General features: G+C 41.3%; 19 protein-coding genes. 14 read left to right on the top strand and 5 right to left on the bottom strand.

Going from position 1 to position 20,187, the window contains the following annotated elements:
• Positions 1-129 precede the first annotated feature (129 nt).
• The 5 genes from galU to FQ085_RS02785 all read left to right on the top strand — a co-directional run bounded on the left by galU (position 130) and on the right by FQ085_RS02785 (position 4,760).
• Complete coding sequence (galU, locus tag FQ085_RS02805; RefSeq protein WP_149455851.1) at positions 130-1,020, top strand: UTP--glucose-1-phosphate uridylyltransferase GalU; 891 nt, start codon at positions 130-132, stop codon at positions 1,018-1,020.
• Positions 1,021-1,035: 15 nt separating this feature from the next.
• Positions 1,036-2,361 (top strand): UDP-glucose dehydrogenase family protein, encoded by a 1,326-nt coding sequence (locus FQ085_RS02800; protein ID WP_149455850.1) that lies wholly within the window; start codon positions 1,036-1,038, stop codon positions 2,359-2,361.
• Positions 2,362-2,380: 19 nt separating this feature from the next.
• Positions 2,381-3,094 carry a sugar transferase gene (locus FQ085_RS02795; RefSeq protein WP_149455849.1) on the top strand — a complete coding sequence of 238 codons (714 nt, stop codon included), beginning with the start codon at positions 2,381-2,383 and terminating at the stop codon, positions 3,092-3,094.
• 233 nt (positions 3,095-3,327) lie between these two features.
• Entirely contained in the window at positions 3,328-4,053 is a 726-nt protein-coding gene (locus tag FQ085_RS02790) for a YveK family protein (protein WP_149455848.1), read from the top strand.
• A 2-nt stretch (positions 4,054-4,055) separates the two neighbouring features.
• Positions 4,056-4,760, top strand: a complete 705-nt coding sequence (locus tag FQ085_RS02785; protein ID WP_149455847.1) for a CpsD/CapB family tyrosine-protein kinase — start codon at positions 4,056-4,058, stop codon at positions 4,758-4,760.
• 131 nt (positions 4,761-4,891) lie between these two features.
• Here the strand turns inward: FQ085_RS02785 and FQ085_RS02780 are convergent, their stop codons facing one another.
• The 3 genes from FQ085_RS02780 to FQ085_RS02770 all read right to left on the bottom strand — a co-directional run bounded on the left by FQ085_RS02780 (position 4,892) and on the right by FQ085_RS02770 (position 7,468).
• Entirely contained in the window at positions 4,892-5,338 is a 447-nt protein-coding gene (locus FQ085_RS02780; RefSeq protein ID WP_058384617.1) for a GDYXXLXY domain-containing protein, read from the bottom strand.
• Complete coding sequence (locus FQ085_RS02775; protein WP_149455846.1) at positions 5,335-6,510, bottom strand: DUF2157 domain-containing protein; 1,176 nt, start codon at positions 6,508-6,510, stop codon at positions 5,335-5,337. The genes FQ085_RS02780 and FQ085_RS02775 overlap by 4 nt, the downstream gene beginning before the upstream one ends.
• A 280-nt stretch (positions 6,511-6,790) precedes the next feature.
• Positions 6,791-7,468: an MBL fold metallo-hydrolase gene (locus FQ085_RS02770; protein WP_262499740.1), complete on the bottom strand. Its 678-nt coding sequence runs from the start codon at positions 7,466-7,468 to the stop codon at positions 6,791-6,793.
• A gap of 299 nt (positions 7,469-7,767) precedes the next feature.
• On the opposite strand from FQ085_RS02770, the gene FQ085_RS02765 reads away from it, so the two are divergent.
• The 8 genes from FQ085_RS02765 (at position 7,768) to FQ085_RS02730 (ending at position 15,867) form a co-directional block, all read left to right on the top strand.
• Positions 7,768-8,043, top strand: a complete 276-nt coding sequence (locus FQ085_RS02765; protein ID WP_058384620.1) for a YciI family protein — start codon at positions 7,768-7,770, stop codon at positions 8,041-8,043.
• Positions 8,044-8,074: 31 nt separating this feature from the next.
• Positions 8,075-8,620, top strand: a complete 546-nt coding sequence (locus FQ085_RS02760; protein WP_058384621.1) for a glycerol-3-phosphate responsive antiterminator — start codon at positions 8,075-8,077, stop codon at positions 8,618-8,620.
• Positions 8,621-8,797: 177 nt separating this feature from the next.
• Positions 8,798-9,628, top strand: a complete 831-nt coding sequence (locus FQ085_RS02755) for an MIP/aquaporin family protein (protein ID WP_078080625.1) — start codon at positions 8,798-8,800, stop codon at positions 9,626-9,628.
• A gap of 22 nt (positions 9,629-9,650) precedes the next feature.
• A complete protein-coding gene (gene glpK / locus FQ085_RS02750; protein ID WP_149455845.1) occupies positions 9,651-11,153 on the top strand; it encodes a glycerol kinase GlpK in 1,503 nt (500 codons plus the stop codon).
• Positions 11,154-11,385: 232 nt separating this feature from the next.
• Entirely contained in the window at positions 11,386-13,062 is a 1,677-nt protein-coding gene (locus FQ085_RS02745; RefSeq protein WP_078080624.1) for a glycerol-3-phosphate dehydrogenase/oxidase, read from the top strand.
• Positions 13,063-13,193: 131 nt separating this feature from the next.
• On the top strand, positions 13,194-14,294 hold the full coding sequence (locus FQ085_RS02740) for a threonine aldolase family protein (protein ID WP_149455844.1): 1,101 nt from the start codon (positions 13,194-13,196) through the stop codon (positions 14,292-14,294).
• Between the two features lie 106 nt (positions 14,295-14,400).
• Positions 14,401-15,096 (top strand): DUF998 domain-containing protein, encoded by a 696-nt coding sequence (locus tag FQ085_RS02735; protein WP_149455843.1) that lies wholly within the window; start codon positions 14,401-14,403, stop codon positions 15,094-15,096.
• A 222-nt stretch (positions 15,097-15,318) separates the two neighbouring features.
• Positions 15,319-15,867, top strand: coding sequence for a divergent PAP2 family protein (locus tag FQ085_RS02730; RefSeq protein WP_058384627.1), 549 nt, complete (start codon positions 15,319-15,321; stop codon positions 15,865-15,867).
• Positions 15,868-16,115: 248 nt separating this feature from the next.
• On the opposite strand, the gene FQ085_RS02720 is transcribed toward FQ085_RS02730, so the two are convergent.
• Positions 16,116-17,012: an accessory Sec system S-layer assembly protein gene (locus FQ085_RS02720; protein ID WP_149455842.1), complete on the bottom strand. Its 897-nt coding sequence runs from the start codon at positions 17,010-17,012 to the stop codon at positions 16,116-16,118.
• 5 nt (positions 17,013-17,017) lie between these two features.
• Positions 17,018-19,375, bottom strand: coding sequence for an accessory Sec system translocase SecA2 (gene secA2 / locus FQ085_RS02715; protein WP_149455841.1), 2,358 nt, complete (start codon positions 19,373-19,375; stop codon positions 17,018-17,020).
• Between the two features lie 369 nt (positions 19,376-19,744).
• Here secA2 and FQ085_RS02710 point away from each other — a divergent pair, with 369 nt between their 5' ends.
• A complete protein-coding gene (locus FQ085_RS02710; RefSeq protein ID WP_149455840.1) occupies positions 19,745-20,143 on the top strand; it encodes a hypothetical protein in 399 nt (132 codons plus the stop codon).
• Positions 20,144-20,187 lie beyond the last annotated feature (44 nt).

Raw genomic sequence — 20,187 nt, 5'->3', positions numbered from 1 at the left:
TTATCGATGCTGAACGAGACACTGGTTAGCGCTACACGCAAAAGAACCTGTTTTTTGATAACAGTAAGGTTCGCGTCGAGTAGAAAAAAGAAATCGATGTCCTGAAAAATCGAAAGGCGGGTGAATACTATGGCAAAAAAAGTGACAAAGGCAATTATTCCAGCAGCAGGTCTTGGTACTCGATTTCTTCCAGTAACGAAAGCGATGCCAAAAGAAATGCTGCCAATCGTAGACAAGCCAACTATTCAATATATTGTCGAAGAAGCGATTGCATCAGGAATTGAAGACATCATTATTGTTACGGGTAAAGGAAAGCGTGCCATTGAAGATCATTTTGATAAAAATTTTGAACTCGAAGATAATTTGTTTAAAAAAGGTAAATTTGAACTTCTTGAAAAAGTTCAACATACCTCAAATGTAGAAATTCATTACATTCGTCAAAAAGAACCAAAAGGTCTTGGACATGCGGTTTGGAGTGCGCGTAAGTTTATTGGAAATGAACCTTTTGCGGTGCTGCTGGGGGACGACATTGTAAAAGCTGAAAAACCATGCTTAAAGCAGCTAATTGATCAGTACGATAAAATGCAATCATCTATTATTGGGGTCCAGCAAGTTCCAGAACATGAAACGCATCGATATGGAATCATTGATCCAAGCGGAATCGATGGACGCTGCTACGAGGTTAGCAATTTTGTGGAAAAGCCAACTTTGGGAACTGCCCCTTCAAACTTGGCGATTATGGGACGCTACATTCTTGAACCTGAAATTTTTGATTTTCTTGGTAAACAAAGTGCTGGAGCCGGTGGAGAAATTCAATTAACCGATGCTATCCAAAAACTTAACGAAGTGCAGAATGTCTACGCTTACGACTTTGAAGGCAAGCGTTATGATGTGGGTGAAATGCTCGGCTTTTTGCGGACAACCATTGAATTCGCTTTAGATAGCCCCGAATTTGGAGAAGACGTAGAAAACATTATCAAAGAATTAATGGCGGGAAAATCAGCTGCACCACTACTTTAGTTCGGGGGGAACGGTATGAAAATAGCTGTCATAGGAACTGGATACGTCGGGTTGGTAACCGGCGTAAGTTTAGCTGAAATTGGGCATCGAGTTAGTTGTATAGATGTCAACGAAGAGAAGGTTGCAAAAATGCAACAAGGGATATCACCTATCTATGAACCGGGACTTAGTGAATTAATGACAAAAAATATCAATGAACGGCGGTTGAGTTTTACTAGCAACCATCGCGAAGGGATCGAGCAAGCGGATGTGATTTACATCGCTGTTGGAACTCCTGAAAAAAGTGATGGCTCTGCTGACTTATCCTTTGTGGTTCAGGCGGCGCACAATATTGTTGACTGTATCAATCACAATGTCATCGTCGTCATTAAAAGCACCGTGCCAGTCGGGACAAATGACATGATTAAAGACATTATGCACTGTCATTTAACCGATGAAATAAAGGTTGAGGTCGTCTCGAATCCTGAGTTTTTAAAAGAAGGATCGGCCATCTATGACTCATTTCATGGAGACCGCATTGTTATTGGCGCAAACAGTGAATACGCAGCTAGCCTAATTGAGCAGATTAATCAGCCGTTCCAGGTACCTGTTTTTAAAACCGATATAAAAAGTGCTGAAATGATCAAGTATGCGTCCAATGCATTTTTAGCAACTAAAATCAGTTTTATCAATGAAATCTCTAATATTTGCGAATTGTTAGGGGCAGATATCGAAAATGTATCAAACGGCATGGGGATGGACCAACGAATTGGGAGTCAGTTTCTAAAAGCTGGAATTGGTTACGGAGGATCCTGTTTCCCGAAAGATACAAAAGCATTGATTCAAATCGCGGGAAATGTCGAGTATGAATTCGAGTTGCTAAAAGGCGTAGTTAATGTCAACAAAAAACAGCAGGGAATCTTGATTGGAAAGTTAAACGATTGTCTTCCAACTATTTTGGGTAAAAAAATTGCTGTATTGGGACTTTCCTTTAAACCAAATACAGACGATTTGCGAGAATCAGCTTCGATTTTTGTGACGACAGAATTAATCAAGCAAGGTGCAGAAGTTGTGGCCTACGATCCTATCGCAATGACTAATGCGAAATCCATTTTAAATCCGCTCGTTCAATATGCGGTATCAATTGAAGAAGCTATTGAAAATAGTGATGCTGCATTAATATTGACTGATTGGGATGAATTTAAAAATGTAGATTTAGCAGTATTCAAAAAGATGAAAAAGCCACTCGTTATTGATGGAAGAAATTGTTTCTCTGTAAAGGAAATGAAGAGAAGCGGAATTGACTATCATTCAATTGGTAGACCTGTTCCAGCAAAAATAGCTGAAGTGGTGCCCATCTGAATAATAACGAGAATTCATAATGAAAGTGGTGATTCAAATGTCAGTGTCCGCACCTGAAAAAGAAAAAATAAATCTAAATATAAGGTATAGCGAAGCGGTATTTGAAAGCGTAAAAACAAATACGAGCAATGGTTATTTGTACACGAAGCGCTTTCTTGATATTGCCGGTTCGCTAGTGGGGCTGATTATGTTGATGCCTTTGTTTCTCCTTATCGGTCTGCTGATTAAAATGGAAGATCCTCGAGGTCCTGTATTTTTCAAGCAGAAAAGAGTAGGAAAGCATGGAGAAACCTTTGATATGTATAAATTCCGATCAATGGTCTGCAATGCAGAAGACTTGAAAGCTTCTTTGCAGCAGCAAAATGAAGCTTCAGGGCCTGTATTTAAAATCAAGAGCGACCCACGAATTACTAAAATCGGGAAATTCATTAGAAAAACGAGTATTGATGAATTGCCTCAACTAGTTAACGTACTCAATGGAGATATGACGGTTGTCGGTCCAAGACCCGCGTTACCAGATGAAGTGGCACAATACACAAATTATGAAAAGCAACGCATAAGCGTAACTCCAGGATTGACTTGTTTTTGGCAAGTTAACGGGAGGAGTAATATTAGTTTTCAGGAGTGGGTTGAAATGGATTTGGAATATATTCGCACTCGAAATACAACGATGGATATCAAACTGATTTTTAAAACTATTTTAGTACTATTCGGCTCGAAAGATGCGTATTGATACATGAACTCACGTTTCAAGCGAATTCCTTAGTTGAATTAGAGACAACCGACGCATGGAATCTACATAAGGTCCTTGCAGAAGAAGATAAGCGATACATCTTAACTCGGGGACATCAATAATTGAGTTGATGTCCCATAGCTGGGTCTACACGAAAAGGGTTGAGGAAGTGAATATTGGAGCGGTAACATCTTTGCGCTTCCCTATTTCTAAATGAAAGGAGGTTTGGCGAAATGATAGAAACGATCAGCTTGCGTGAAATTTATGGGATATTAAAAAATAGAATTCGCTTGATTTTGACTGTCACAATCGTAGCTATGATTATCACGGCATTGGTATCGTATTATTTAGTTACACCCATCTATCAAACATCTACTCAGTTGCTTATTAGTCAACAGCGCGGTGAAGTAGTAGTAGATAGTCAAAGCATCGAAGCCGATCTGCAATTGGTCGCTACATACAGTGAAATTATTAAGAGTCCGGTGATACTCGAGCAAGTGATTAGTCAATTGGGATTAGAAATGTCATACGAAGAGTTACAAGGAAAAGTGAATGTAGAAATCGCGGAAAGTTCGCAGCTGCTCAATATAACGGTGATGGATGCAGATCCTGCTGTAGCTGTCGGTATCGCAAATAAAACTGCTGAAATTTTTGAAGCTGAAATTATCGAACTAATGAATGTCGATAATGTTTCGATTTTATCACCGGCCGTAGTCACAGAAAGTCAGGCACCCGTATCGCCAAATCCTCCATTAAACATATTGCTTAGCGCAATTGTCGGACTTCTAATTGGTATGGCCATGGCCATGATCTTACGCTATTTGGATACGACACTCAGAAGTGAAGAAGATGTTCAGAACGTTTTAGGAATACCGGTCCTCGGCGCAATTTCACCGATGAATGAAGAAGAGGACATCCCGGCTAATGAGCCGATTGCCTTTAAGCGTAGGGAGGCATAAAAATGGTCGGACAACAGAAGAAACCAGAAGTGAAAAACAGAAAATTGATTACCTTCACTAATCCTAAATCACGCGTGTCAGAGCAGTTCAGAACATTGCGAACGAATATTCATTTTACTTCTCCTGATGGAGATATCCGTTCGTTGGTCGTCACATCGGCTTCTCATTCAGAAGGAAAGTCGACTACGGCTTCGAATTTAGCGATTGTTTTTGCTCAAGAAGGCAAGCGTGTTTTATTCATCGATGCTGATATGAGAAAACCGACTATGCACCATACATTTAATATTGCCAATACAAGAGGGCTTTCAACGGTATTGAGTCGTCAAATTGCATTGAAAATGGCAATTCAGCCTGCTGAAATCAAAAACCTAGACCTTTTGCCATCTGGTCCAATTCCACCGAATCCTGCAGAATTGCTGAGTTCGAATCATATGGATTTTCTTCTTGAACACGCCTTAGACACCTACGATTTACTAATCTTTGATACACCGCCCGTATTATCTGTCACAGATAGTGTGATTTTAGCGAATAAATGCGAAGGTACAATTTTAGTGGTGAACTCAGGAAAGACCGAAAAGGCCTATGCGCTTAAAGCAAAAGAAGCCATTACTACTGCGACAAAAGCTCGCTTGCTCGGTGCCGTGCTGAATAATGTCAAAGTTCAACAGGAAAGTGATTATGGGCAGTATTACGGAGTTGAAGGATAGTAAATTCCGAGTAGTTGAACGGTGAAATTCTATTCTGTTGACTCTGTACCAAGGCACTAAGCTTTAAAAGTAACTTTTCTATATATACAGTAAAAAAGTTCAATCAGTTATTGATTGAACTTTTTTGTATTTTATTTTGTCCGTTGTTGTAAACTGATTGGACGAAGCGTCCCCCAACGAGAAACGTCTATAGTCACTTGCAAGTCACGCGCTGCTTCAAGTTGAGGGCCCATCCCTTGTTCGACGTAAAATTGTTCTAATTGTGGTGCAGTGACGTTACCATTGTAAACAGAACCTTTAATGGCTCCGAAGAAAGCTTCATTTTCAATACGATCGATAACCGCATAGCCATCATCTGCCGATTTTAAAGTAAAATAAACAGAATCGTCATTGTTGATAGAAGCTGACTGCAAATCGGGGTATTGCAGCGCAACATATTCACCGTAAAATGGATCAACTGGATCAAAAGGTTCAGCTCTTAACACATACTGCTCGCCGAACCATGACGCTGCGTAATAACTAACCAGTAGAATTAAGACGACGGCTGTTTGGACGATTGGGAAGAGCCAGGTTTTCATGACGTGATACCTTCTTTCCGGCGATTGATCCACCAGGCTACAGCTGATAACAGGAACAACAGCAAAGCGCCAAGCAAGAAGAACAGCGACATGTCGAGGCGTTCCCATGCATAGATGATATAAATAACAAACTGTACAACGATGAAATAGACAAATCCTAGTCCAAGAGGTTGATTTTGACGCTGGGCCATAATTAAGTAGGCAAGGCCCCCTAATTCCGCAACAACTGCAAGGCCAATCGCTGTTTCGTCATAGAGCAATAACCCAATGGTGCCAGGAAGTGCGATCCACATGAGAGAACGGAATTTGAAAAAACTGAAAAGCAGAACGGCGATACCAGCAAAAGCTAGAGCGACGGCTTCTGCGAAATGACTTTTATCAATCAAACCAATGAACGTTTGTCCGCGAATCGCTAAGTATACGACGATTAGCATACCTGCTGTAATTAGATAAAGCGGTCGCACCATTCGCTGCTTGTTTTCAGGAATAATGGCGAACAACAAGACGAGCGCAAACAAAGTCCAAATTGGCCATAGTGTACTGTTGTAATCTACTAGAATCCATAGCATAAAACCAGAAGCGAATAGCAACATCCAACTGAATGCCAAAGGGGCAAAGGTTCGACTAAAGTAAAACCAAGCTGCTGCAATAACAATGAAGACGCTCCATTCTAGCCAACCGATTTCAGGCACGAATGAGATTAAAACAGCTGCTCCAAAGAAAAATCCGAGAACAGAATAAATAACATGTCGCCAGTAAAAGTAGTGAGCGATTGTGGCCAAAAACAGCGCCCAAGGCAAAAAGGAATTTGCCAGTGGAAAATGGAAAGTTTGTGCCACTGTCAGCAAAGTAGCACCAAACATGGCGAGACCAATGACCCTAAACAGCAGAGGATAACCAAAAGCTTTTTTCTCTGAAAAATAAGCAACACTATAAAATAGCCACATTAATGACAGCATCAGCCCGACTTTAGCTCCATCAGGTATCAACTGCCAGTTTGCTGCGATAAAGCTAAAGACGGCAAGAGAGAAGAAAATGAACCCAATCATCAAAAGCAACGGTAATTTTTTAGGCGCAGGTTGACGTTTTTCAAATGCTAAAAGTCTGTCTACCGTGTCTTGATCTATTAACGAAGCTTGTTGCCATTGCTTTATTTTTTTCTCCATATCCATAGCTAATCCCTCCCATACTCTTACTATGATTATAGTCCTGAAATAGTAGGAATGACAGTTGTGAGAGAGGAATAAGATACATTTACCCCAAAAAATAATGGGATGTTCAGCAAAATTAAGTTTAAGAAATTGCCTCAAATAGATTTCGAGAAAAGGACATTTTTTTAGAGTTGGCTAAGTTGAAAAGAGGGCTTGGTAACCAAATTAAGAGTCAGTGCCTTTTCAAAAAATGACAAAGTGGTTATGCGAAAAAGTGTTCAGCCGAATACTTAACGTGACACTAAGTCTCTTTATAGTAAAGATTTTTCTCGCTTTCTAAAATTGCTAAGTTAATAGCTTCAAGGGGTTTTTCGATCATTTGCCCATGTCCAACTGCTAGCAACTGAGGGGTTAGCTGGCGAATTTTATGAGCACTTTCAAGAGCTACTTGTTTGTCCCAAGTCGCAAAAGCAGGAAATGGAAATAATATTTTGACTGTACCGGAAACGGCGATACCGCCGCGTGTTTGGAAAGCGTCACCGGCAACGAGAAATCGGTTGCGCGTATCAATTAATGAAATGGAACCAGGTGTGTGACCGGGTGTACTTACGACTTCGAGTGAACCAATTCTGTCACCTTCTTCGAGAAGGCGATCAGGCGGCGTTTTGATCGTTTTCGGAATGCCACCTTTTATCGGTGAATTGGGCTCACTAGAGAGCAGGCTAGTGTCACCAGCAAGCAGGCGAGCGTCGCGCGAAGACATACTAACGACAACGTCAGGCCATTCTTGCTTGATAGCATCAAGTGCACCCAAGTGATCGATATGTGCACGGGTAATGACAATCTGGGTTAACGGTTTTTTCATGACCTTGATTGATAATAAAATCTGTTTGGCAGTAAATCCTAAGGCAGCATCAATTAAAGTTAACTCTTTTCCTTCATCTACGACATAGCAATTTATAGGGAAAAATCGGGGCATAAACGTTAATTGCTAAATAGGTCTTTTTTTGGTCATCTGCATTTTCGATTCGCTCCTCCTGAATCAAGTGTAGGTCACTCTATTTTATCCTATTGATAGGGTTTGGACAGTAAATGACAGGAGTTGGACAGTATTCTATCTGAACTGGACAGTATTTCGCCAGTTTGGACAGTATTTTAAGAGAATCGGATAGTATATCCATAAAATGGTAATAATAGCGCGCCGCACAATGTGATTCGTGAAGAAAAACTGACTTTTCTTATTTTTCTCATTATAATGAAGGGAAAGGAGATGTTCTTATGAGATATTTCGCGGTATTATTGCCCATGAAAGACGCTGACAAAAGTCAGGAGTTTCGAGCACAGCACTTGGCATTTCTAGCAGCCCAGCGCAACAGTGGACAAGTAGTAGTCAATGGGAAATTTGTAGATGGCTCTGGCGGACTTGTTATTTACCGAGCTGAGTCATTTGCAAACTGTGAAGCATTGGTGAAGGCAGATCCGTACATCGTAGAAGGTGCTAGAAAATACGAAATCTTTGAATGGGAAGCGGTTTGGGCGGATAATGGTACGTAAAGGGATGGCAACAATTTGAGGAGGAAACCTGGTGCATGAGTTAAAAGGCGTTTTGCCTGTTTTGCGCAATATGAAAGAATTTGAACGCTTACTAAATAGCGATCATGAGTACATCATTTTTTTGGAAATACGGTTGGCGCAGTTAAAGCAATTGGTACAAGTCGCCAAAGCAGCGAATAAAAAAGTGATTTTGCATGTGGATTTGATTCAAGGACTGAAAACAGATGCTTATGGATTCGAGTATCTGGTTAGAGAAGTGAAACCAGATGGTGTCGTTTCAACACGAAGCAATGTTATCTCCTTGGCGAAGAAGAATAAGCTGCTGACGATTCAACGTTTGTTTTTGCTAGACAGTCAGGCGCTTGAGCACAACATCAAGTTAATCAATCAAGTGAAACCCGATTACATCGAAATTTTGCCGGGAATCATTCCTTCTGTTATCAAGGAAGTTTTCGATAAAACGGGGATCCCGGTTATTGCGGGTGGACTGATTCGGACAAAAGAGGACATTCAACTTGCTTACGATGGCGGAGCAAAAGCCATTTCCACATCACAACCAGAATTATGGAAAATATAACGGTTGACAGCGTTTTCATTAACTGATAACTTTATACTTACAAGTTAAGAACTGTGTTGGAGAAATGGAGACCCGCACTGAAGCAAGCACCTTTAAAAAAAGAGTGTCTGGTTCAGTGTGGGTCTTTTTGTTTTCTTCTAATCTGTTCTGAAGCTAAAAACAAAGGGGTGTAAAACGATGACGGAATTTTTAGCAGAAGTAATTGGTACGATGATTTTGATTATCTTTGGTGGTGGCGTTGTGGCAGGTGCAGTTTTAAAAGATTCGAAAGCGGAAAATGGTGGTTGGGTTTTGATCACGCTTGCTTGGGGTCTAGCGGTTACAATGGGTGTCTATGCAGTAGGGAATTTTTCAGGAGCGCATTTAAATCCGGCAGTAACACTTGGTCTTGCGTCTGTTGGTGACTTTCCTTGGGCAAAAGTACCCGTTTACATTGCAGCACAAATGCTCGGTGCCATTTTCGGTGCAGTTATTGTTTTCTTAAATTATTTACCGCACTGGAGACGGACTGAAGACAAAGCTGCGAAACTAGCGGTTTTTGCTACAGGTCCAGCGATTCGTCGACCATTCTCTAACTTAGTTAGTGAAATTATTGGTACAGCTGTATTAGTAATGGGCTTATTGTTCATTGGTGCTAATGACTTTACTGAAGGCTTAAATCCGTTAATCGTTGGTGCATTGATCGTTGCAATCGGGATGTCGCTAGGGGGCACAACAGGATATGCGATTAACCCGGCGCGTGACTTAGGTCCACGTATTGCACACGCTTTGCTGCCAATTCCAGGCAAAGGAAGCTCTGACTGGTCATATGCGTGGGTACCAGTTGTCGGTCCTGTTTTTGGTGGTATTTACGGAGCATTGTTTTATAAAGCTATGTTTACCGGTGCATACGATTTACCATTTTGGGTTATGAGCGCCGTCTTATTGCTAGTATTATTTGGAGCAGCAAGTGTAGAATTAAAAAAAGAGCATACAACTGCAGATACAATCGAAGAAAAACTTTCATAACTTATAATAGGAGGAGATCATTTTGAGCAAAGATTATATTTTATCCATAGACCAAGGAACGACGAGTTCGCGTGCAGTATTATTCAATCATAAAGGTGAAATCGTTGAATCAAGCCAGCAAGAATTTCAGCAATTCTTTCCGAAACCAGGCTGGGTAGAGCATGATGCCAATGAAATTTGGACTTCCGTACTGGCATGTATGGCGGAAGTACTACGCAAATCAGACATTAGCCCAAGCCAAATTGCCGGCATTGGGATTACCAACCAACGTGAAACGACAGTCGTCTGGGATCGTCATACAGGCAAACCAATTTATAAGGCGATCGTTTGGCAGTCACGTCAAACAGATGGTATTTGCACCGAATTAAAAGAACAAGGGTTAAACGAAGTGTTCCGTAAGAAAACCGGTCTGTTGATTGATGCTTACTTCTCAGGAACGAAAGTAAAATGGATTCTTGATAATGTTGAGGGCGCACGTGAAAAAGCGGATAATGGCCACTTAATGTTTGGAACCATTGATACGTGGCTGGTCTATAAACTGTCAGGCGGTAAAGCGCACGTCACGGATTACAGTAACGCGTCGCGTACATTGATGTACAATATTTATGACTTGGAATGGGATCAGGAATTATTGGATATTTTGACAGTGCCAAAGAGCATGCTACCAGAAGTGCGTCAATCATCTGAAGTTTATGCCAATACGATCGATTACCATTTCTTCGGTCATGAAGTACCGATTGCCGGTATGGCTGGAGATCAGCAAGCTGCGCTATTCGGTCAAGCTTGCTTTGAAAAAGGCATGGCGAAAAACACATACGGCACAGGCTGTTTCATGTTGATGAACACCGGTGAAAAAGGTGTCGATTCGGAACACGGACTATTGACAACATTGGCATGGGGTGTTGACGGGAAAGTTGAATATGCGCTTGAAGGCAGTATTTTTGTAGCAGGTTCAGCAATTCAATGGTTGCGTGATGGTTTGCAAATCATTGAAAATGCACCAGAAAGTGAAAACTACGCGATGCAAGTTGATTCGACAGACGGCGTTTATATGGTACCAGCATTTGTCGGACTTGGAACGCCTTACTGGGATACCGATGCACGCGGTGCAGTTTTCGGTTTAACACGCGGAACAACAAAGGCTCATTTCATTCGTGCAACACTTGAGGCGCTCGCATACCAGACAAAAGACGTTGTAGATGTTATGATAGAAGATGCAGGGATTGAGTTAAAGACTTTGCGTGTGGATGGTGGCGCAGTTGCTAACGATTTGCTTATGCAGTTCCAAAGTGATATTCTAGATGTTCCTGTAGAACGTCCAGTCGTTCAGGAAACGACAGCTCTAGGCGCAGCTTATTTAGCGGGTCTTGCAGTAGGATTCTGGAAAGACAAAGAAGAAATCGCACAGCAATGGAAGATCGACAAGAGCTTTACATGTGATATGCCAGTTGAAACAAGCGAAAAGCTTTACGAAGGCTGGAAAAACGCAGTAGCGGCAACACGATCATTTAAACCAGCAAAATAACTTACAAGTTAATTATGAGAGATATATGGCCGGAGACTTTGAGAGACCAAGCCAGTTTAGCAGAAAAATTCTGCAACTGTGCCTGGATCTCTCTTTTTATATGGAAAAACGGGTATACAAGTTTGACAGGGAATAGATTGAACACACTACGTCGATTGGTAGGCCCGCAAGAACACAATTTTGGGGAATCGTAGCAGTAAAAACTCATCTAAAAAAAGGAGCAGATTAACTTATGAAATTTTCAAGCTTAAACAGAAATGAACGTTATAACCAGATGAAACAGTCACAATTAGATGTACTAGTCATTGGTGGAGGAATCACAGGTGCTGGGATCGCACTGGATGCGTCCGTACGTGGCATGAATGTAGCAGTTGTAGAGATGCAGGATTTTGCAGCAGGTACAAGTAGTCGTTCTACCAAATTGGTTCACGGAGGGTTGCGCTACCTAAAGCAATTTGAAGTGAAAATGGTTGCGGAAGTCGGCAAGGAACGCGAAATCGTTTATGAAAATGGACCACATGTGACTACCCCCGAATGGATGCTTTTGCCATTTTACAAAGGCGGAACGTTTGGACCGCTCAGCACAAATGTCGGCTTGCGTGTGTATGATTTTTTGGCAGGTGTTAAAAAAGATGAACGTCGTAAAATGTTAAGCAAAGAAGAAACATTGCGCCGCGAGCCTTTATTAAAGAAAAAAGACCTTAAAGGCGGAGGGTATTACGTCGAATACAAAACCGATGACGCACGCCTAACGATGGAAGTTATGAAAAAAGCGATTGAAAAAGGCGCAATGGCAATGAATTACGCAAAAGTCAAAAGCTTTATCTACGATAACGGCAAAGTAGTCGGTATTGAAGTAGAAGATCAAATCAACGGCACAATTCATGAATTATTTGCGAAAAAAATCGTCAATGCGGCTGGTCCATGGGTTGATACATTGCGCGACGAAGATCACTCGAAATTTGGCAAAACTCTTCAGCTAACAAAAGGCATTCACTTAGTTTTTGATGGTCGTAGATTCCCGTTAAAACAAGCCATTTATTTTGATATGCCAGATGGCCGGATGGCATTTGCGATTCCGCGTCAAGGCAAAGTTTATGTAGGAACAACGGATACGGTTTACAAGCAAGATATTGCACATCCAACGATGACGTTAGAAGACCGGAATTATGTCTTGAAAGCGGTCGACTTTATGTTCCCAGAAGTCGCGATTACGGAACAAGACGTTGAATCTAGCTGGGCTGGTTTACGTCCATTGGTTCATGAAGAAGGCAAGGACCCCTCTGAAATTTCACGAAAAGATGAAATTTTCGTTTCGGATTCTGGTTTGATTTCGATTGCGGGTGGTAAATTGACCGGCTACCGTAAAATGGGCGAAAGCATCGTCAATCTAGTAGCAGAGCAATTGCAAAAAGAAGATGGAGTCAAATATCCAAAAAGTTCAACTAAACGATTGCCGATTGCAGGCGGAGAAGTGGGCGGTTCAAAAGGTTTTGAAACCTTTATGGCTGACCGCGTCCAACAAGCAGGCAGCATGGGCTTAACAGCTGATGCAATGCGTATGCTCGTAAGTCGCTACGGTGCGAATGTCGATAAAGTGTTGCATTTCTATACAGCTGGCCTCGACGAAGCGACAGACGCGGGTCTTGATCCATTAGTGTACGCGATGTTGCGTTATTCAGTAGAATACGAATCCGCCTATAAGCCAATTGACTTCTTTATCCGTCGTACTGGAGCGTTGTTCTTCGATATCCACTGGGTTCATGCACATAAAGAATCAGTCACTGCTTATATGAGCAAAACCTTTAATTGGACCGAAGAACAAACTACGGATTACCGTGATGAATTGGAAGGCTTGCTTTATGAAGCAACGCATCCAGTTGAAGTATCTTCTCAAAGCTTAAGCTAAAAAACAATCCCGCCTGAAATCCGTAAATGGATTGCAGGCGGGATTTTTATGTAGAAAAACACCTTTTTTCTAACTCATGTTATAGTAAAATTAAAAGAAGGACTATTCTGAATTCTGGAGGAGCGATGAATATGAGCAACGCTGAATTAATGGAAACCTACGAAACGTCTTTACATCAATTAGCGGGACACGGACCGAGAAACGTAGCAGTTTTAAAGGATGTCTTTGAGTCAATCGATGGCCATTTAAAGAGTGATAATTATGGAAGTGGTCCAGTTATTGAAGGTTTCCAAGAACAAATGGCGGAATTTTTAGGAAAACAATCAGCGGTGTTTTTTCCAAGTGGCACAATGGCACAGCAAATCGCTTTGCGAATTTGGTGTGATCAACAAGGCATCAAAAAAGTTGCTTATCATCCACTGAGTCATTTGGAAATTCATGAAGAAGACGGATTAAAGGAATTGCATGGCATTGAAACGATTCTTTTGGCTGATAAAGGCCGTGTGATTGAATTATCAGATGTGTTGTCTATGGATGAAAAAATTGCTTGTTTGTTACTGGAATTGCCGCAACGCGAAATTGGTGGTCAGCTGCCCAGTTTTGAAACACTTGAGGCAATTTCAGCATACTGTCGCGAACAAGGCATTAAGCTGCATTTAGACGGTGCACGTATTTTGGAGTGCTTGCCTTATTATCAGAAAACTATTAAAGAAGTATGTGATTTATTTGGTTCTGTATATTTATCTATGTATAAGGGCATTGGTGGAATCGCTGGAGCCATTTTGGCGGGGGATCAAGACTTTATGGCCCTATCAAAGATCTGGAAAAAGCGTCACGGTGGCGATTTAATTTCATTGTACCCGTATATTTTGAGTGCAGAAACGTATTTTGCGCAACGCAAAGATCGCATGGCTGTATATTATGAGAACGCTGTTGAATTGGCTTCGTTTTTTAATCGGTGTACTGGGATTTCCACGATTCCAACCGTGCCAGTTACGAATATGTTTCATGTGCATTTTCAAGACACGGCAGAGCAAATCGCGCCTCTATTGAGTCAAGTTCAGCAGATGATGAATATTGGACTGACAAGGTATTTAAGGGCTGAAAATACAGGTTGTTCATTTGAACTAAGTATCGGAGATCAATACGAAAAAATTCCAAAAGGTAAAGTCATTGTCACATTCGAGTGGTTAGCCGAGAAAATGCGGAATGAATTTAACCAAAAGCTTTAAAGAAAGCTCTTCAAAGCTTTTTCTACTAATTAAACAGTAGGTGAAGTAGGACGTTTAGAAACCCTCTACAGATTAAAAATTTAGAAAAAATGGCGGTGATCGGGTAATGTGGATTCAGCAGAAAAGTGGATGGCAAATAGCGACGTTAAGCGGAGCTTTAAGTGTCCTCATTTACATGGCTCACGTCATTATGGGCAGTGTGTTATGGGACGGTTACAGTCACGTCAGACAGACGATTAGTGAACTGACCGGCAACGGAGCACCAGACGCCGAAATGCTGAGGGTCTTTACCATTGGCTACGGACTGCTTGCGCTGCTTTTTTCAGTTACTGTCTATGTGTTATTCCGCAAATACCAAGTTCAAAAAACTGCGCAGTTGGGAGCTATACTTTTGATTGTGATGTACATAGCTTCGTTGATTGGCTTTGGGTTATTTCTATTAGAGCAAGGAGGCGATGTCCTGACTTTTGGCAACTTTATGCATTTGGCAATAACTGCGATCGTTTTGATTGCAACAGTGGGTGCTTTGTTTATGATGGGTCATGGTCTGTTGCTGACCAAAAACTTTCGCGGCATCGGACAGTTTACGCTAGCTTGTGCCATTGTAATTGTCTTAGCAGGCATCGCAACTCCATTCGTTTTAAACAGCGATTTTCCCTATCCAGGGCTGCTCGAACGTCTATTAATCTTCACTTTTCAACTATGGATGTTCGTCTTATCTATCTATCTCTTCAGATTGCCTAAAATTATGGATATGGAATTAAAGCGTGTCGGCCTTGTGGAAATTTACAAAGAGCGATGAAAGACTTTAGTGCAGCAGTAAAAGCAATTGCGTCCGAACGTTACAACTAGCGTTCACAACGATTTTGTAATCCATATCATTGCTACTATTTCATGCACTCGGTCCTATTCGGAAAATTTACAAAAAGTTAAACAAATTTCACATAATGTCCTGCGATAATGGGTAAAGAAGTATATTGAATGGCAACGACAGTTTGCCAAGTTGAAACTAGGGGATGAGCAGATGAGAAAGATGAACCGAGGAATGATTACTTCATTAAGTGCGATTGCTGCGGCACAAGCATTAAAAATCGTCACTCACAAAACCGTGACAGGTCAATGGGATTGGAGACAGGCCTTTACAACAGGTGGCATGCCAAGCTCCCACTCAGCTGGTGTTTCAGCACTCGCCTCGTACGTAGCTGCCAATAAAGGAGCGCGTCATACAGAGACAGCCCTTGCAATCGTATTTGGTGTCATCGTGATGTACGATGCACAAGGAATACGTCGCCATACTGGAGAAATTGCTCGACTAGTGAATGAATTAGAAGACAGCTTTGTGAAATTCTCAGGCGAATTTCCAAGCTTTGAATTTGTGGAGCGTGAAAAAGACTTGAAAGAGTTACTTGGTCACCAGCCGGTTGAGGTAGTAGCTGGAGCTGCTTTTGGAACAATTCTTGGCTTGGTGTCAGCCGCAATCGAGAACCGTGTACGTGAAATCGAAGAAAAAGAAAAACGTTCAAAATCTCAACTGGCATACGATGGTCGTGGCCGCAGATCGACAAGAGCATAGAAAAAAATACAGCCATTCCAGTGGAATGGCTGTATTTTTCTGTCTAAATTGTGTGACCGCACCTCGGAAGGAGAGAAGCGCACCTCGGAAGGAGAGAAGCGCACCTCGGAGGGAGAGAACCGCACCTCGGAAGGAGAGAACCGCACCTCGGAAAGAGAGAACCGCACCTCGGAAGGAGAGAACCGCACCTCGGAGGGAGAGAAGCGCACCTCGCCAAAAAACAAGAATAGGCGCGTAGCCTATTCTTGTTAGTTTGGAATCCGCGCTGTCCACCGTGACAAATCAGGATTGCTGACTTGAAGTGTATTTTTCGGGAAAATGAAAGTCCAAGGTTTTGTTGTATTAGCTTTGACAGTGAGCGGTGCTAGTTTAAAGGAGCCTTTTACTACGGAGGAGCCCGTTGCATCTATGATTTCCAAAGGCAAATTTTCTAATTCGATCTGTTTTGAATAACCGTTACGAATAAAAACGGAAACCGCTAAATTTCCATCTTCCGAAAAGCTTGTCTGAAATCCTGTAAGATTCAATTCCTGAGAATTTAACTTAGGGAGTTTTTGGACTAAATCTCTCAATACGGATTTTTTTTCAGCTGATAATGCCTCTTCCCAGGAAATGTCTAAATCCAACACATGTGGCACAAGAGATTGAACATTAAAAGCTAATGACCAATCGGCAGTTGGAACTTGTGCCGTTTGAATCGAATCTTTTTTGAATTTGAAAATCCAAGGGCGATTGGACAGAGCGGGAATTGATCCCAATTCCGATAAATCGAATTCTTGTGACGCAATGGTTTCTTTGTTGCCATCTTGCAATACCAACTCGGCTTTTTCCATCGTAAATGGACGTTCGAGCGATGAGCGAAAAAAGGCTTGGACGTTCCAATCGCCTGTGTATGGATCTGCTTCGATATCAATTCCTGCCAACGACAATTGGTTTGCTTGCAAAGGTGGGAGGTCATTTGATAGGAATTTTAGGACGTATTCTTGTTCTTTGCTAATCTCCCACTCTTGAGAAATGGATAAAGTAGGTGTCACTTCTTGTGTTTCTAAAGATGCTGTTTCGGAACCGGCTCCTAGTTCTGTAGAAGACACAATGGAATCTTTTCCAGTTTTCCCGGTTTTGTTGAAGAAAGAAAAAATACTCAATTTTTTTACCCCTTTTCGTGGCGATTCAAGTTGCGCAGAAATCCAAGTATCTCTGAAGCAACAGAATAACGCAGATTCTGGAAATTCAAAGCGAATAGCTCAAGGCCTTCTTTTTGATAAATTCGCATAGGATCTTCTTGTTGATAAGAACGAAGTCCGATGCCTTCTTTCAGGTGAGCCATCGACTCCAAGTGTTTGATCCACATGGCATCAATTTGTGATTGCATAACGAGTTGAACAGTTCTAGCGACTTTAAGATCGTCTTGATTGGAGCCAATAAACTCGGAAATGCGGTGCAAATAAGGTTCGATTTCCGCGTCGATGGCTTTTCGTTTGCTTAAATTTTCGGAAAGTGTGATGGATTCTCCTAATAGTTGTTGCAAGTCCTGTTTGATAGCAGCAAGATGAATCAATTGAATGTCGTCGTTTTCAGGAAGTGTTTCAGAGATGACATAATCAGCGGCGTCTCGAACCATGCCTTGCACGATTGAGAAATTTTCTTGTCCGCTGAGCACGCGATTTCTAAGGTCATAAACGATTTTACGTTGCTCGTTAATGACATCATCAAGTTTCAGGTTATACTCGCGCATGGAAAAGTGAGAACCTTCTACAATTCGTTGCGTACGATCAGTTAGTTCATGGATGTCTTTATTGGTGATTTCTCCAATTTTCGACGTTTTCATTTTTTTCTCGAATTTTTCAACGTCTTCTTTTGCAAAACGTTTGAACATATCGTCTTCAAGAGAAATGATGAATTGAGATGAACCTGGATCGCCTTGACGACCAGATCGCCCACGCAATTGATTATCAATTCTCCGATTTTCATGCTTTTCGGTACCAATCACATGTAAGCCGCCAAGTTCTGCCACTCCATCGCCTAGAACGATATCGGTGCCGCGACCCGCCATATTGGTGGCAACTGTAATTTGGTTTAACTGACCTGCTTGCGAAATCAACTCAACTTCTTGTTCCATGCTTTTCGCGTTAAGTAATTGAAAAGTCAAATCGTGCTTTTTCAAATAAGCAGCAACGGCTTCTGATTGCAGGATGGATGTAGTACCAATAAGAACAGGCTGACCAGTTTGATGAAGCTTGCCAACTTCCTCAGCAACGATTTTGTATTTATGGTCCGCAGTTTGAAACACGCGATCAAGCAAATCGACCCGAATTTTCGGATGATTAGTTGGTACTGTTATGACATCCATGCCGTAAACTTCACGGAATTCTTTTTGCTGAGTTTTTGCTGTGCCCGTCATGCCGGAAAGATGCGGATACATCCGGAAAAAATTCTGTATCGTAATTTGAGCCTGTGCTTTGTTTTCTTCGGTGATTTCTACTTTTTCTTTTGCTTCGATTGCTTGATGCAGACCATCAGAAAGAGTTCTACCGTCTAAAGTACGACCCGTGAACATATCTACCAGAAGAATTTTGTCGTCTTTGACAATATAGTCGACATCTCGTATAAACATGACGCGCGCACGAAGTGCCATAATCACATAATGATAAAGCGTCTGGTGTTCGAGCTCATATAGATTGTCGACTCCAAATGCTTTCTCCACTTTTTCGATGCCTTTATCCGTCAAGGAAGTGGCTTTTGTTTCATCATCGTATTCGTAATCTTCATCTTCAATAAAACGCAGAGCCAGCAAGGACGCAATTTGATGAAGCTCAGCGCTGACTTTCATCTTTCCAGCGACGATAAGAGGTGTTTTTGCTTCATCAATCAAGACACTATCGACTTCATCGATAATTGCATAATGATAAGGACGCTGTACTTTTTCTTGCAAGCTGGGTGCCATATTGTCTCGTAAATAATCAAAGCCAAATTCGGTGCCGACACCATACGTTATATCTGCTTGATAAGCTTGTTGTTTTTCATCGCTAAGCATCATTGGAAGGTTTAACCCAACCGTCAATCCTAAAAAGCGATGGATTTGGCCTATTTGGTCATAGTCTCGTTTTGCTAAATAGTCATTGACTGTTATAATATGTACGCCTTTTCCTTCTAGCGCTCTAACATATGCAGAAAGGGAAGATACTAGTGTTTTTCCTTCGCCGGTTGGCATTTCAGCGATATTTCCTTCAGCTAGTACTAATCCACCTAGTAACTGAACATCGAAATGGCGCATATTTAGTACACGCTTTGAAGCTTCGCGAACGACAGCAAAAGCGTCTGGAATAATTTTTTCTATAGTCGTTCCTTTTAGTAGTTGTTCTTTAAAGATGGCCGTCATTTGCTGAAGTTCCTCATCGGACATGCCCTGGTATTTTGCTTCTAGTGCATTAATGGCTGCTACAATCCGATTGTACTTTTTCAACGGTCTTGTAATCGATTTAGTTGATCGCTTGAATAACGTTACCATGAATACTAATCTCCTTCTTCTCTCCAATTGCTACCTGCTTATTTTATCAAACTTTCCCAGTAAACTCCACATTACTTTGTATCGATAACCGTCTCTGCAACAAGATTGCCGCTTAAATTCAGCTTTTTTTAAAATGAATAAAACAAACTGTATCAGTGATAATATTTTGATTATATAAGAATTTTTCAGCTGAGGATAGTATAGCAATAAAACAGCTAGGAGGCTCTGTAAACTTGTACTCAAGTCTATCCTAAATTGATGTAAAGCGTATATTAAGAAATTCTAAAGTCTTAGGAAAAGGTGTTGCCTCTATGAAAAGATAGGATAAGCTGACTGTAATATCTAATTAGTTTAAAGGAGGAAACACATTTGAGAACCTTGTTTTTGAAAATGTTCATTCCCATTCTTTTTATTGGATTGTTCTTGACCATGAATGTTGATAGCCATTACATGGCAGCAGAAGCTCCGGCAATAGACAAACAACAAACACTCAATGAACTAGAGGCTGAAATTACAGAAAAATTAGTTCCTTACGAGAAACAATTAGCTGATGTAGAAGAAGCACTACACCGTTTGATTGCAAAGCTAGAAAGACAAGAAACGATTAGTTTTGAACAATACCAGCAATATCAGTCGACTTTAGATGAGTTAATACGAAGACTAAATACTATATCTCAAGAAATAGCGGCCGAATCGACTCTTTTAAGCAATAAGTTTGAAGATTTATTGCGAGTACAAAAGAAAATAGACGAGATGGATGTGAAATAAAAATGGTAACTAAAGGGAACTATCTCAAAAGGAGTCGCCATCTG

This window comes from Planococcus sp. ANT_H30 (genome assembly GCF_008369335.1).
Taxonomy (GTDB): domain Bacteria; phylum Bacillota; class Bacilli; order Bacillales_A; family Planococcaceae; genus Planococcus; species Planococcus kocurii.
This window is presented reverse-complemented; position numbering and strand designations above follow the sequence as displayed.